Origin of the sequence: Aeromonas sp. 75A, assembly GCF_051919425.1 — a bacterium.
Taxonomy (GTDB): domain Bacteria; phylum Pseudomonadota; class Gammaproteobacteria; order Enterobacterales; family Aeromonadaceae; genus Aeromonas; species Aeromonas veronii.
On sequence record NZ_JBQBES010000002.1, the window covers coordinates 4,556,067 to 4,569,656 of the forward strand.

Consider the following 13,590-nt stretch of genomic DNA (forward strand, 5'->3'; position numbering starts at 1 on the left):
TTGACATTTACCTCACTATCGTGGCAAAAATAATTTAACAGTCAGTAACATAGCGGTGTTGTTGACTGACCCTCCCCGCACAAGGATCGGGCAGGTTTCTTCAGAATTTAACCTATCAACCGTGATGGATTACTGGAGTCTGTTGACTAGGCTTTAAAAGCGCACAACACAAAAGCAGTCATCCACTTTTTTCAGGGTAAGCGACTATAACGAGGGCAAAGTTATGGGCATATTCGAGCATTACCAACAGCGATATGAAAAAGCGAGAGAAGAGGAATATACCATCCAGGAGTTCCTGGATATGTGTAAGCAGGATAAAGCCTGCTACGCCTCCGCAGCCGAACGTCTGCTGACCGCCATCGGTGAGCCGGAGATGGTAGACACCTCAGCCAACCCCAGACTGAGCCGACTCTTCTCCAACCGCGTCGTGGCACGCTATCCCGCCTTCAAGGATTTCTACGGGATGGAAGAGGCTATCGAACAGATCGTCTCCTACCTCAAACACTCCGCCCAAGGGCTGGAGGAGAAGAAACAGATCCTCTATCTGCTGGGCCCCGTTGGCGGCGGTAAATCCTCGCTGGCAGAGAAACTCAAATCCCTGATGCAGAAGGTGCCCATCTATCGCATCAAGGGCTCACCAGTCAATGATCACCCCTTCTGCCTGTTCGATATCGAAGAGGATGGGGAGATCCTGGAGAAAGAGTACGGCATCCCGCGCCGTTACCTGCGTCCCATCATGTCCCCCTGGGTGGCCAAACGCCTGCACGAGTTTGGCGGCGACATCACCAAGTTCAAGGTGGAGAAAGTCAATCCTTCCATTCTCGATCAGATTGCCATCGCCAAAACGGAACCGGGTGATGACAACAACCAGGATATCTCCTCACTGGTCGGCAAGGTCGATATCCGCATGCTGGAGCACTTCGCCCAGGATGACGCCGATGCTTACTCCTACTCAGGCGCGCTGTGTAAAGCGAACCAGGGGGTTATGGAGTTTGTGGAGATGTTCAAGGCGCCCATCAAGGTGCTGCACCCGCTGCTGACAGCAACCCAGGAGGGTAACTACAACGGCACCGAGGGGCTCTCCGCCCTCCCCTTTGACGGCATTCTGCTGGCCCACTCCAACGAATCCGAGTGGCAGCAGTTCCGCAACAACAAGAACAACGAGGCCTTCCTCGACCGGGTTTATATCGTCAAGGTCCCTTACTGCCTGCGCGTCTCGGAAGAGGTGAAGATCTACGAAAAACTGTTGGTCAACAGCGAATTGACCGAGGCCAAATGCGCTCCGGGCACGCTCGAGCTGCTGGGCCAGTTCTCTGTGTTGTCACGGCTGAAAGAGCCGGAAAACTCCAGCATCTACTCCAAGATGCGGGTCTATGATGGCGAGAGCCTCAAAGACACCGATCCCAAGGCGAAGAGCTATCAGGAGTATCGCGACTACGCCGGTGTGGACGAGGGGATGAATGGTCTCTCTACTCGCTTTGCGTTCAAGATCCTCTCCCGCGTCTTCAACTTCGACCACGCGGAAGTGGCCGCCAACCCGGTGCATCTCTTCTATGTGCTGGAGCAGCAGATCGAGCGCGAGCAGTTCCCGCAAGAGCTGCACGATCGCTACCTTGAGTTCATCAAGGGCTATCTGACCCCGCGCTATGTGGAGTTCATCGGCAAGGAGATCCAGACCGCCTATCTCGAGTCCTACTCCGAGTACGGTCAGAACATCTTCGATCGCTACGTCACCTACGCCGACTTCTGGATCCAGGATCAGGAGTACCGTGACCCCGAAACCGGCCAGCTGTTTGACAGAGCGTCTCTCAACAGCGAGCTGGAGAAAATTGAAAAACCCGCCGGGATCAGCAACCCGAAGGATTTCCGCAACGAAATCGTCAACTTCGTGCTGCGTGCCCGGGCCAACAATGCAGGCCGTAACCCCAACTGGACCAGTTACGAGAAGCTGCGCACCGTGATCGAGAAGAAGATGTTCTCCAACACGGAAGAGCTGCTGCCGGTTATCTCCTTCAACAGCAAAACCTCGGCCGAGGAGCAGAAGAAGCACGATAACTTTGTCGAACGGATGATGGAGAAAGGCTACACCCGCAAACAGGTGCGACTGCTCTCCGAATGGTATCTCAGGGTACGCAAGTCATCCTGACCCTGACTGTTCAAGGGGGAGTTATGGCGCATTTTATCGACCGCAGGCTCAACGGCAAAAACAAAAGCGCTGTCAATCGGCAGCGCTTCATCCGCCGCTACAAGAAGCAGATAAAACAAGCGGTCTCGGATGCTGTCTCCAAGCGCAGCATTCAGGACGTAGACAAGGGCGAGAGCATCAGCATCCCGACCAAGGATATCGGCGAGCCCCATTTTCATCAGGGGCACGGCGGTAAACGGGAGATGGTGCATCCCGGCAATGATCAGTTCGTCTCCGGCGACAAGATTGACCGTCCCAAAGGAGGGGGCGGCGGACAGGGTTCCGGCGAGGGACAGGCATCCAATCAGGGGGAAGGGGCCGATGATTTTGTGTTCCAGATCTCCAAGGATGAGTATCTCGATCTGTTGTTTGAAGATCTGGAGCTGCCCAGGTTGCAGAAAACCCAGCTCAATCAGCTGATGGAGGTGAAAACCTATCGGGCGGGCTACACCTCCAACGGGGTGCCCGCCAACATCAACGTGGTGCGTTCCCTGCAAAATTCGCTGGCACGTCGCATGGCGCTGCAAGCAGGCAAGAAACGCCAATTGCATGAACTGGAAGATCGGCTGGCCCTGCTGGCCACCGATCCCAACGAACACTTTGCCGAAATAGCCCTGCTCGAGAAGGAGATCAGGGAGCTGAAACGACGGATCGATGCGGTACCGTTTATTGACACCTTCGATCTCAAGTTCAACAACTTCGTCAAACGGCCCGTCCCTTCCAGTCAGGCGGTGATGTTCTGTCTGATGGATGTCTCGGGCTCCATGGATCAGGCCACCAAGGAGATGGCCAAGCGTTTCTATATCCTGCTCTATCTGTTCCTGAGCCGGACTTACAAGAACGTCGAGGTGGTCTATATCCGCCACCACACCCAGGCCAAGGAGGTGGACGAACACGAGTTCTTCTACTCCCAGGAGACCGGCGGCACTATTGTCTCCAGCGCCCTCAAGATGATGAATGACATCATCAACGAGCGTTACCCCGCCAACCAGTGGAACATCTATGCGGCGCAGGCGTCGGATGGTGACAACTGGGCTGATGACTCGCCGCAATGCCGGGAGATCCTGGTGCGGGACATCATGCCAAGGGTGCGGTACTACTCCTACATCGAGATCACTACCCGTGCCCACCAGACCCTATGGCACGAATATGAGTCGGTAGCCAGCCAGTTCCCCCACTTTGCGATGGAGCACATTCGCAAGGTCGAGGATATCTATCCGGTGTTCCGCGAGCTGTTCAAGAAACAAGCGGCGTGAGGAGGTCACATGATCGAAACAGAAAAACGTGTAGCGCCACTGGATGACGGACCAGACTGGAACTTCGATCTGCTGGAGACCTATCACCAGGAGATCGCCCGGGTCGCCCGTTTCTACAAACTGGACACCTACCCCAACCAGATCGAGGTGATCACCGCCGAGCAGATGATGGATGCCTACTCCAGCGTCGGCATGCCTATCGGCTATCAGCACTGGTCGTTCGGCAAGCGCTTTATCCATACCGAGCGCAACTACAAGCGCGGCCAGATGGGGCTGGCCTACGAGATCGTCATCAATTCCGATCCCTGCATCGCCTACCTGATGGAGGAGAACACCATGCCGATGCAGGCACTGGTGATGGCCCACGCCTGCTACGGTCACAACTCCTTCTTCAAGAACAACTACCTGTTCAAGGCCTGGACCGATGCCTCCTCCATCATCGACTACCTGCTGTTCGCCAAGAACTACATCACCCAGTGCGAAGAGAAGCACGGTATCGAGGCGGTGGAGCAGTTGCTCGACTCCTGCCATGCCCTGATGAACTTCGGGGTCGATCGCTACAAGCGTCCCCAGAAGATCTCGATGGCCGAGGAGAAACGGCGTCAGAAGGCACGGGAAGATTATCTGCAGACTCAGGTCAACGAGCTGTGGCGTACCCTACCCAAGCAGCATAAAGCCGCGGGGGTAGAGGACAGGCGCTACCCCGCCGAGCCCCAAGAGAACATTCTCTACTTCATCGAGAAGAATGCCCCCTTGCTGGAGCCCTGGCAGCGGGAAGTGGTGCGCATCGTGCGCAAGATCAGCCAGTATTTCTATCCGCAAAAGCAGACCCAGGTGATGAACGAGGGGTGGGCCACCTTCTGGCACTACACCATCCTCAATCACCTCTATGACGAGGGCAAGCTGAGCGATCGCTTCATGATGGAGGTGCTGCACAGCCACACCAATGTGGTCTATCAACCGGCTTACAACAGTCGCTACTACTCGGGGATCAACCCCTATGCGCTGGGGTTTGCCATGTTTACCGACCTGCGCCGCATCTGCGAGAACCCGACCGAGGAGGATAGATACTGGTTCCCCGACTATGCCGGCAGCAACTGGGTCGAAACCCTCCACTTTGCCATGCAGAACTTCAAGGACGAGAGCTTTATCAGCCAGTTCCTGAGTCCCAAGGTGATGCGCGACATGAAGCTGTTCGCTATTGATGACGATGATCTGAAGAACTATCTGAAGGTCTCCGCCATTCACAATGACGAAGGCTATCGTCAAGTGCGCAATACTCTGTCGGCCCAGTACAACCTCAGCAATCTGGAGCCCAACATTCAGGTGTACAACGTCGCCGTGAAGGGGGATCGCTCCCTTACCCTGCGCTATGTGCCCCACAACCGCATCCCCCTTGGCGACTCTCGCCATGAGGTGCTCAAACACCTCCATCAACTGTGGGGATTCGACGTGGTGCTGGAGCAGGATAACGGCGAGCTGCCACCCGATATCATAGGTCGTTGCCCGGAGCGCAAACCGGGGATCTGATCCGTGACGTGATATCTCGACGGCCCACTTCAGTGGGCCGTTTTTTATCAGCGTTTGCCTCTGCCTGCATCATCGCAGCACAACCTGAACAAATCACAACATAGAAAGAGGCCCGCATGGTCTGCGGGCCTCTTTGCCTTGCGTTCGATCAGCAGCAGTTATCAGTAGAAGGTCTGCTGCTCTGCGGCCATCGCCTTGAGACGGGCACAGGGGGCGAACCGGTCGCCGTGGCGCTTCTGGTAATACTCCAGACGGCCAACCAGATGATCGATCCCGAGCGTGTCCATATAACGGAACGGGCCGCCAAGGAAAGGCGGGAAACCAATGCCGAAGATGGCGCCGATATCGCCATCACGGGCCGACGCCACCACACCGCTATCCAACGCCATGGCCGCTTCGTTGAGCATCAGCAACACGCAGCGCTCGGCGATTTCCTGACGAGCCAGCTTGGCAGACGGCTTGATACCGAGCACGCCATAGACGCTCTCGTCCACCGTCTTCTTGCCCTCTTTGCCGGTCAGCTTGTTACGCGGTGCCGCCTTGCCATAGAGGTAGAAGCCCTTGCCATTCTTCCGTCCCTTGCGATCGTTTTGCAGCAGCTTGTCGAACGCCTTGGGCGCCTGGAACTGCTCGCCGCCCAGCTCTTTCTCGAGGATTGGGGAGATCTTGGCGCCCACATCGATACCGACCTCATCGAGCAAGGTGATGGGGCCAACCGGGAAGCCAAAGTCCAGCAGCGCGCTATCCAGCACCTCTACCGGCTCCCCTTCCAGCACCAGTCGCGCCGCTTCATTCATGTAGGGCGCCAGGATGCGGTTGACGTAGAAACCGGCTTCGTCCTTCACCACAATAGGCGTTTTACCCTGAGCACGGGCAAAAGCCAGGGTGGTGGCGACCGTCTCGGCACTGGTGCCAGCGTGGGGGATGATCTCCGCCAGTGGCATCTTGTCCACCGGGCTGAAGTAGTGCAGCCCCACGACTCGCTCTGGGTGCGCCGCCTCTGCCGCAATCTGGTTGATGGGCAGAGAGGAGGTATTGGAGGCAAACACTGTGTGCTCACCGCACTCACGCTCTACGTCTTTCACCATCTGGTGTTTGAGCGCGAGATCTTCAAACACCGCCTCCACCACCATGTCGACCCGGTGGAAACCGGAGTAATCGAGGGTGCCGGTCAACAGGCTCATCTGCTTTTCCAGCTCGCTGCGCAGAATGTGACGACGCTTGAGCTTCTTGGCCAGAATGTCATAGCTGTAGCGCATGGCATTGCCGATGCCACTACTTGCCACATCCTTGATCCGCACCGGCACGCCCGCCTTGGTAGCTGTGACGAACGCAATGCCGCCCCCCATCAGACCACCGCCCAGCACGGCGGCATGGGCCACCTTGCGCGGCTCGGCCCCCTGATAGGTGACCTCTTTCTTCATCTCGGTGGTGGCAAAGAAGATGGAACGCAGGGCCGCAGACTCGGCTGTCATCACCAGCTCGCCAAAGTGGCGGCATTCAGCGGCCAGACCGGCTTTCATCCCCTCCTCCACGCCTATGCGCACCACCTCGAGGATCCGCTCCGGCGCCGGGTAGTTGCCACGGGTCTTGGCTTTCACCCCCTTGCTGGCTTGATCGAACAGCACCTTGCGACCCAGCTTGTTGGTCTCCAGCACCTTGCCCTGCAGATCCCGTTTCAACTGATGGCGCGGTTTGCCCTTCTTGGCCAGCTTGATGGCGGCATCCAGCAAAATGGACGGCGGCACCACATCGTCCACCAGCCCCAATTTCTTGGCTTGTTTGGCCCGCACCTGCTTGCCGGTCAGCATCAGATCCAGCGCCTTGGCCACCCCGATAAGGCGCGGCAGACGCTGGGTACCGCCAGAGCCCGGCAGCAGGCCAAGCTGCACTTCCGGCAATCCCAGCACAGATTTGCCATGATCGGTCACCACCCGACCATGACAGGCCAGCGCCAGCTCCAACCCGCCTCCGAGGCAGGGGCCGTGAATGGCGGCGATCACCGGAATGGTCAGCCCCTCGATCTCGGCAAAGATCTCCTGCCCTTCTCGTGACAGGGTCTCGGCATCCTTGGCACTGGTGCAGGCGGCCAGCATGGTAATGTCAGCGCCGGCGATGAAGGAGTCCTTCTTGCCGGAAGTGATCACCAGACCGATCAAATCCTTGTTGCGTTTCACTTCGGCCAGCACGGTGCGGATCTCCTCCACAAAGGCGGCCTTCAGGGTATTCATGCTCTCGCCCGGCACATCCATGGTGAGGATGCCGATGCCATCTTTGCGAACATCCAGCGAAAAAGTCTTAGCGCTCATCATTCAACCTCCAACACCATAGCCACGCCCAATCCACCCGCCGCACAGGCGGTGTTGAGCCCCAGTCCCCCGCCGCGACGACGCAGCTCGTGCAGGGTCTGGGTGATCATCCGCGCACCGGTCGCGGCAAAGGGGTGGCCATAGGCCAGCGAACCGCCGAGGACGTTGAACTTCTCCATGTCCACCTCGCCGATGGCCTGATCGCGGCCCAGCTTGTCACGGGCAAACTCGTGGCTTGAGAACATCTTGAGGTTGGCCAGCGTCTGGGCGGCAAAGGCTTCGTGCATGTCGATCAGGGTCAGATCGCTGAGCGTGATACCGGCTCTGTCCAGCGCCAGCGGCGTAGCGTAGGAGGGCCCCATCAGCATGTCTTGCCACACATCGATGGCCGAGAAGGCGAAGCTGCGGATATAGCCAAGCGGTTCGAGGCCCAGCTCTTTCGCCCGACCTTCGCGCATCAACAGCACGGCAGCGGCACCATCGGTCAGCGGGGTGGCGTTGGCTGCAGTGACTGTGCCATGGACTCGGTCAAACACCGGCTTGAGCTTGGCGTAGCTCGCGAGATCCGAGCTTTCACGGATATTGTTGTCCCGCTCGAGCGGCGACTTGTAAGGCGGTACATGAGCGGTAAACACCTCACCGCTGAGCTTGCCATCGGCCCAAGCCTGCGCGGCCAGGGTGTGGGAGCGATGAGCCAGCGCATCTTGCGCCTCGCGGCTGATCTGGTGGCTCTTGGCCATCTGCTCAGCGGTCTGCCCCATGGAGAGGCCGGTCGAATATTCCGCCACGGCAGGCGGCACCGGCAGCAGGTCCTTGACCCTCAATGTCCGCAGAATATTGAAGCGCTGCTGCAGATTACGCGCCTTGTTGAGATCCACCAGGGCGCGGGCCAGCTTCTTGCTCACTCCGATAGGCAGTACGGAGGAGGAGTCAGCGCCGCCGGCGATGGCGATGTCTACCGTACCGGCCATGATGGATTCGGTGACGTTGGCCACCGCCTGAAAGCTGGTGGCGCAGGCGCGGGAGACGCTATAGGCATCGGTATTGACGCTCATGCCGGTACCGAGCACGATCTCGCGGGCAATATTGGGGGCTTCCGGCATCTGAACCACCTGACCAAACACCAGCTGGTCGATAAGCTTGGGATCGAGATCGGTACGGGCGAGCATCTCGCTCACCACCAGTTTGCCGAGATCGACTGCAGGCACGCCATGAAAGGCGGTGGCCTGCTTGGCAAAGGGGGTACGCAGCCCCGCCACGACGGCAATCCGTTCGCCCTGGCGAGTCGTCAGTTTCAATGGCTGTTTCATCCTGGCTCCTTGGTTTAAAAGGCAGAGGTCTGACCTCATTGCGCCACATCTTAACAATCCAATCACAAGTTTCATACAGCTGATTGAAACTAAATTAAGCACGGCAAGGCCCCTTTGCTCGCCCTTGGGAAGCAACTGGAGTATAAAAAGATCAACTTCCATAAAAACAACGGGTTTATCGCATGGCAGCGGCCGAGTTCAGAGCACTTAGGGACTATCTTGGCAGTCAGATACTGGGGCAGGAGGAGCTAATCGAAGGGCTCCTGATTGCCCTGTTATGTGAAGGACATGTGTTAATCGAAGGGGCCCCCGGGCTGGCCAAAACCCGCGCCGTCAAGGCGCTCGCTGGCGCCGTCGAGGGACGCTTTGCCCGTATCCAGTTTACCCCCGATCTGCTTCCTGCCGATCTCACCGGCAGCGAGGTGTTTCACCCGCAGGATGCTAGCTTTGTATTCCAGCCCGGCCCCCTGTTCAACCATCTGGTGCTGGCGGACGAGATCAACCGGGCGCCGGCCAAGGTGCAATCTGCACTACTGGAAGCCATGGCCGAACACCAGATCACCGTGGGCAAAAAGAGCTGGCGGCTGCCACCTCTCTTTATGGTGGCCGCCACCCAGAACCCTATCGAGCAGGAGGGAACCTATCCCCTGCCGGAGGCGCAGCTCGACCGCTTTCTGCTCAAGTTGATGGTGGATTACCCGAGCCCCACCATGGAGCTCGCCATCTTGCAGCTCAACGCCAGCGGGGAACAGCTTGGTGCGGCGCCAGTGACCCTGAGCCAGACCACCTTGCAACGTGCCCGCAGCGAAGTGCTGGCGGTGACCATGCAAAGCCGACTGGAGCACTATCTGGTGGAGCTGGTCTGCGCCACTCGCCCGGGCAGCGGCCTGTGCCCTGCCCTTGAGCCACTGATTGCCGTGGGGGCCAGCCCCCGCGCCACACTTGGGCTGGCTCGCTCCGCCCGCGCCCGCGCCTGGCTCGCCGGACGTGATTATGTGCTGCCGGAAGATATCCAGCTGCAAGCCTATCCTGTGCTGCGCCACCGCCTTATACCCAGCTATCAGGCACTGGCCGACAATCTGGATAACGATATCCTGATCGCCCAACTGCTGGATCAGGTGCCATGCCCCTAGATCCCGGTCTGCATCCCGATATCGCCCTGTCGCTGCCACGGCTGCTCAATATCCGGCTATGGGCCAAGGCCAGGAAGCCACCTCACGCAGGCAGAAGCAGCAGCGAACGCGGCAAACCGGGCCGCTCTCCCGGACTCACGTTTCGAGAGCTGCGCGCCTATCAGGCGGGTGACGAGGTACGCCATATCGACTGGCGAGTGACCGCACGCCTCGGTCGTCCCTATACCCGCCTTTATAGCGAGGAGCTCGATCAGGCGCACTGGTTGCTGCTCGATCTCTCTCCTGCCATGTATTTCGGCTCTACACGGCAGCTCAAGGCACGACTGGGGTGCGAGCTGGCAGCCGCCCTGATCTGGCAAGGGGAGCAGCAGCACAACACCCTGATCTGCCACGGGCTTATCCCCCATCACCAGAGCCAGCGCGGCAGCGTGCTGCCCCTGCTAGAATCCCTCTGCCATCACTACCAGCAAGGGCTGGCACGCCGCCCCCTCTCTCACTCGCTGGCCGACACCTTGTCCGGCGTGAAGCTACCTCACGGAGCCAAGCTGACGATCATCACCGATCACAGACCCTGCGAGTCGGTACTCTGTCAGCAATTGCAACTGCTCTCCCGCCGCCACGATATTCACTATTGGCAGATCCGTGACCCCCTCGAGGCAGCCCTTCCCTCTAATGGCCAACTGCCGGTGGCCATTGATCGGCCAGGGCAACACTATCAGGGCTGGCTGGATGGGGGCCATGCCGGTTTCTCCCGCCGCTACCAGCAAGCTGCCGAACAGCAACTGACCCACGGCAAGCAGCAGTTGCTGCCGCTGGTACAGCGCCTCTACCTGCTCGATAACGGCCAGACGCTGCAACAACAGTGGCAGGAGGGGTTATGTCATCAGGGATGATCTCCCCCGCCGAGCTCGACAGCGCCAGTCCCGCCTCCGAGGCCATCACTCCGCCATTGGCCGCCCTGATGCGCGACATCCACCCTGGGCCGGATCTGATTGAACAGAGTCTTGATCCCAGAGTGCAGGCGCTATTGTGGCTCCTGATCGCCGGTTTTCTTCTGCTGCTGCTCGTCCTGATTGCCAAGAGGGTGATACGTTACCGCCGCTGGTGTCGCCAGCTGGAGGGGGATCCGGCGCTGCTGGTGGTGCAAATACAGGAGGCCCTGCGTCATGAAGCGCTACAGCGCTGGCCCGAGGCGCGCCAACTGCAAGGTGAGGCGTGGCTCGCCTTCATCGATCGCCACGGCGGCAGCGATTTTAGCCAGTTCTCGTCTCACTGGAGCAGTTGGCTCTATGGCAGCCAGAACCCGACTCGCGAGCAGTGCGAACAACTCCGGCAACATTATCGCCGTTGGGGTCAAACCCTCTTCTTCCAGCTCGCCCCCCGCTCGAGGCGTAAAACCGCGCGGAGGCATCCATGATCCTGGCCTGGCCCTGGTTTGCGCTGGCGCTGGTGCTGCCCTTGCTGGTGCGCTTCGGCTTGCCGCCCCTGCGCCACGGCTATCTGGCTCACCCCGGGTTTGCGCTGCTGCGTCCTCAGGCCGGATTACCGCTCTGGCGCGCCATGCTGCTCTGGTGCGCCCTTATCCTCGCCCTCTGCCGCCCCCAGTGGTGGGGAGAACCGGTTATTCAATATGAAGGGAGTCGGGATCTGCTGCTGGCGGTGGATCTGTCAGACAGCATGCGCACCCCTGATATGCTCGATAACGGCGAGCAGCAAGCACGGCTGACTGCGGTGCGCCAGCAGATCAAGGCGCTGCTCGCCAAACGGGCCGGAGACAGGGTGGGCCTCATCGTCTTTGCCGATCACGCCTATCTGCTCTCTCCCCTCACTCAGGAGATCCCTGCGTTGTTGACCTTGAGCGACGAGCTCGATTTTGATCTGGTCGGCCGAACCACCGCCCTTGGCGAAGCAATCCAGCTGGCACGTCAGCATGGGGATCCGGGTCGCCCCACCGCCCTGCTGCTGGTCACTGATGGCCGCAATACCGCAGGCAATGCCGACCCGCTGCAGGAGGCCAAACTCGCCGCGGCACAGGGAATAAGGATCTACACGCTGGGGGTCGGGGCCGATCCCGATACCTTTATCCAACCCTACGATGAGGCGGGCAGCGGTCAGGCCGATCCCAGCAGCGAACTGGACGAGCCGCTCCTGAAAGAGCTGGCACAGACAGGCCAAGGGCGTTACTTTCGGGCACGCACCCAAAGCGATCTCGATGCCATCAACGCGACTCTCAATGCCCTTGAACCTGCCCCCATGCCGATTGCCCAGTACCAGCCGGTGATCGAGCTCTACCCCTGGCCGTTGGCACTGCTTTGTGGCTTGCTGCTTCTGCCGTCAGGGCACGGCAGGCTGGAGTTTCGCATGGTGCGTAGCTGGCTGACACGAGGTGCACGCAGATGGATCTGATCTTGCTCCGCCCCCTGTGGCTGATCGCACTCATCCCCTGGCTCTGGCAAGGGTGGCGCCAGCGTCGCCAGCCCCCGCTGCTCGCACCTGCGATGCAGGCTTATCTGCTGCCAGCCTCACGTCCTCAGCGCCCCTGGCTCTGGCTGGCAGCCCTGCCCGTGATTTTGGCCCTGAGTGGCCCCGCACTGCGCGGCGAGCTGCAACAGCAGCCTGCGGCGCCGCTCGATATCTGGCTGCTCGACTTGTCACGCTCGATGACCGCCACCGACCTCAAACCGGATCGGGCGACCCGGGTCAGATGGCAGTTGCAGCAGCTGCTGCGCCACGCCAAGGGTGAACGCATTGCGCTGATCCTCTACGCAGGCGATGCCTACCTCGCCATGCCGCCCACCCGGGATCATCAGGCCCTTTCGCTGCTGCTGCCCGACTTGCGCCCCGATATCATGCCGTTGCAGGGCAGCAACCCGGCACGGGCGGTGGAACTTGCCATGAAGCAGCTGGCCCCTGGAGAACAAGCCCGTCTGCTGCTGATCACCGACGACCTCACCCAGAATCAGATGACCCAAATCGCCGCCCTGTGGCCCTGTCAGCAACGCCTTCTTTGCCGCGACACCCAGTCGGCACGCCTCGATATTCTGCTTGCCAGCAGCGGTCAACCGGCCCCCATGCCCGCCATTCCGGCCAATGAGTTGGGGTTTGCCACCCGCATGCCCGCGCAGTTGCCCGCCCCCGATAGTCAGGCCATTGCCGCACTGGCCAATCGCCTCGGCGGTGAGCTGCAATGGCTTGATAGCGATGTCCCTCACTTTGCACCGCTGCCCACCACCACCTCGGCCCTCACCCCGGCACCACTGGATCTTGGCCCCTGGCTGCTGATCCCCTTGTTACCACTGGCCTTGCTGGCCAGAGTCGGCGCCCGGTTGATGATGGCGCTGATGGTGGGAGCTCAGCTGCTTGCGCCACAAGATCTGCAAGCAACAGAGAGGGGGGATCTGCAAGCGATGCAGGCTTATCAAGAGGGGGATTTTCAGCGGGCGGCCCGCACCTTCAACGATCCAGTCTGGCGCGGCAACGCCTGGTATCGGGCTGGTGCCTACCGGCAAGCCATCGCAGCCTATCAGGAAGCGACGAGCGCCACCGCCCACTACAACCGCGGCAATGCCCTGCTGCAACTGGGGGAGTTTGCGGCCGCCAAAGAGGCCTATCTGGCCGCTCTGGCGCTTGAACCCGGCCATGAAGATGCGCTCTATAATCTCTCTCTGTTGCAAGGCGGAGCGGCTGCTGCTCCCGATACCAGCAACAGCAAGCAGCCCAAGCCATCGGCTGAACAGCAGGCAGCAGCAATGCCCCTGCCACCCTCTCCCCCGGTGTTGCTGCTGGAACAGCGACTGCGTAAAGAGGCGCTGCGCCGGGACCTTATCAAGGTGGAGGAGCCCTGGTGACGCGGGCAGGATGGGGGCT

The 13,590-nt window shown here is 59.8% G+C and carries 10 protein-coding genes; 8 read left to right on the plus strand and 2 right to left on the minus strand.

Annotated features, from left to right (window positions below; all coding sequences use genetic code 11):
• The first annotated feature begins 223 nt into the window (after nt 1-223).
• The 3 genes from ACTG2T_RS21230 to ACTG2T_RS21240 are packed head-to-tail and all read left to right on the plus strand — an operon-like array spanning nt 224 to nt 4,971.
• Complete coding sequence (locus tag ACTG2T_RS21230; protein WP_033113275.1) at nt 224-2,146, plus strand: PrkA family serine protein kinase; 1,923 nt, start codon at nt 224-226, stop codon at nt 2,144-2,146.
• Nucleotides 2,147-2,169: 23 nt separating this feature from the next.
• Nucleotides 2,170-3,441, plus strand: coding sequence for a YeaH/YhbH family protein (locus ACTG2T_RS21235; protein ID WP_182963796.1), 1,272 nt, complete (start codon nt 2,170-2,172; stop codon nt 3,439-3,441).
• Between the two features lie 9 nt (nt 3,442-3,450).
• A complete protein-coding gene (locus tag ACTG2T_RS21240; protein ID WP_019445117.1) occupies nt 3,451-4,971 on the plus strand; it encodes a SpoVR family protein in 1,521 nt (506 codons plus the stop codon).
• Between the two features lie 161 nt (nt 4,972-5,132).
• On the opposite strand, the gene fadJ is transcribed toward ACTG2T_RS21240, so the two are convergent.
• Together fadJ and fadI are read right to left on the minus strand one after the other, a co-directional pair.
• Complete coding sequence (fadJ, locus tag ACTG2T_RS21245) at nt 5,133-7,280, minus strand: fatty acid oxidation complex subunit alpha FadJ (protein ID WP_182963860.1); 2,148 nt, start codon at nt 7,278-7,280, stop codon at nt 5,133-5,135.
• Nucleotides 7,280-8,590 (minus strand): acetyl-CoA C-acyltransferase FadI, encoded by a 1,311-nt coding sequence (gene fadI, locus ACTG2T_RS21250; protein WP_330124331.1) that lies wholly within the window; start codon nt 8,588-8,590, stop codon nt 7,280-7,282. The genes fadJ and fadI overlap by 1 nt, the downstream gene beginning before the upstream one ends.
• A 182-nt stretch (nt 8,591-8,772) precedes the next feature.
• Between fadI and ACTG2T_RS21255 the strand changes: the two genes are divergently transcribed.
• The 5 genes from ACTG2T_RS21255 to ACTG2T_RS21275 are packed head-to-tail and all read left to right on the plus strand — an operon-like array spanning nt 8,773 to nt 13,571.
• Nucleotides 8,773-9,723 (plus strand): AAA family ATPase, encoded by a 951-nt coding sequence (locus ACTG2T_RS21255; protein WP_115522093.1) that lies wholly within the window; start codon nt 8,773-8,775, stop codon nt 9,721-9,723.
• The gene (locus ACTG2T_RS21260) at nt 9,714-10,616 is read left to right on the plus strand and encodes a DUF58 domain-containing protein (RefSeq protein ID WP_330124332.1); all 903 of its coding nucleotides are present in this window, start codon (nt 9,714-9,716) and stop codon (nt 10,614-10,616) included. The genes ACTG2T_RS21255 and ACTG2T_RS21260 overlap by 10 nt, the downstream gene beginning before the upstream one ends.
• A complete protein-coding gene (locus ACTG2T_RS21265; RefSeq protein WP_330124333.1) occupies nt 10,601-11,140 on the plus strand; it encodes a DUF4381 domain-containing protein in 540 nt (179 codons plus the stop codon). Before ACTG2T_RS21260 ends, ACTG2T_RS21265 begins: the two co-directional genes overlap by 16 nt.
• Complete coding sequence (locus tag ACTG2T_RS21270; RefSeq protein ID WP_330124334.1) at nt 11,137-12,129, plus strand: VWA domain-containing protein; 993 nt, start codon at nt 11,137-11,139, stop codon at nt 12,127-12,129. The genes ACTG2T_RS21265 and ACTG2T_RS21270 overlap by 4 nt, the downstream gene beginning before the upstream one ends.
• Nucleotides 12,120-13,571, plus strand: a complete 1,452-nt coding sequence (locus tag ACTG2T_RS21275; protein WP_330124335.1) for a VWA domain-containing protein — start codon at nt 12,120-12,122, stop codon at nt 13,569-13,571. Before ACTG2T_RS21270 ends, ACTG2T_RS21275 begins: the two co-directional genes overlap by 10 nt.
• Nucleotides 13,572-13,590: the final 19 nt, after the last annotated feature.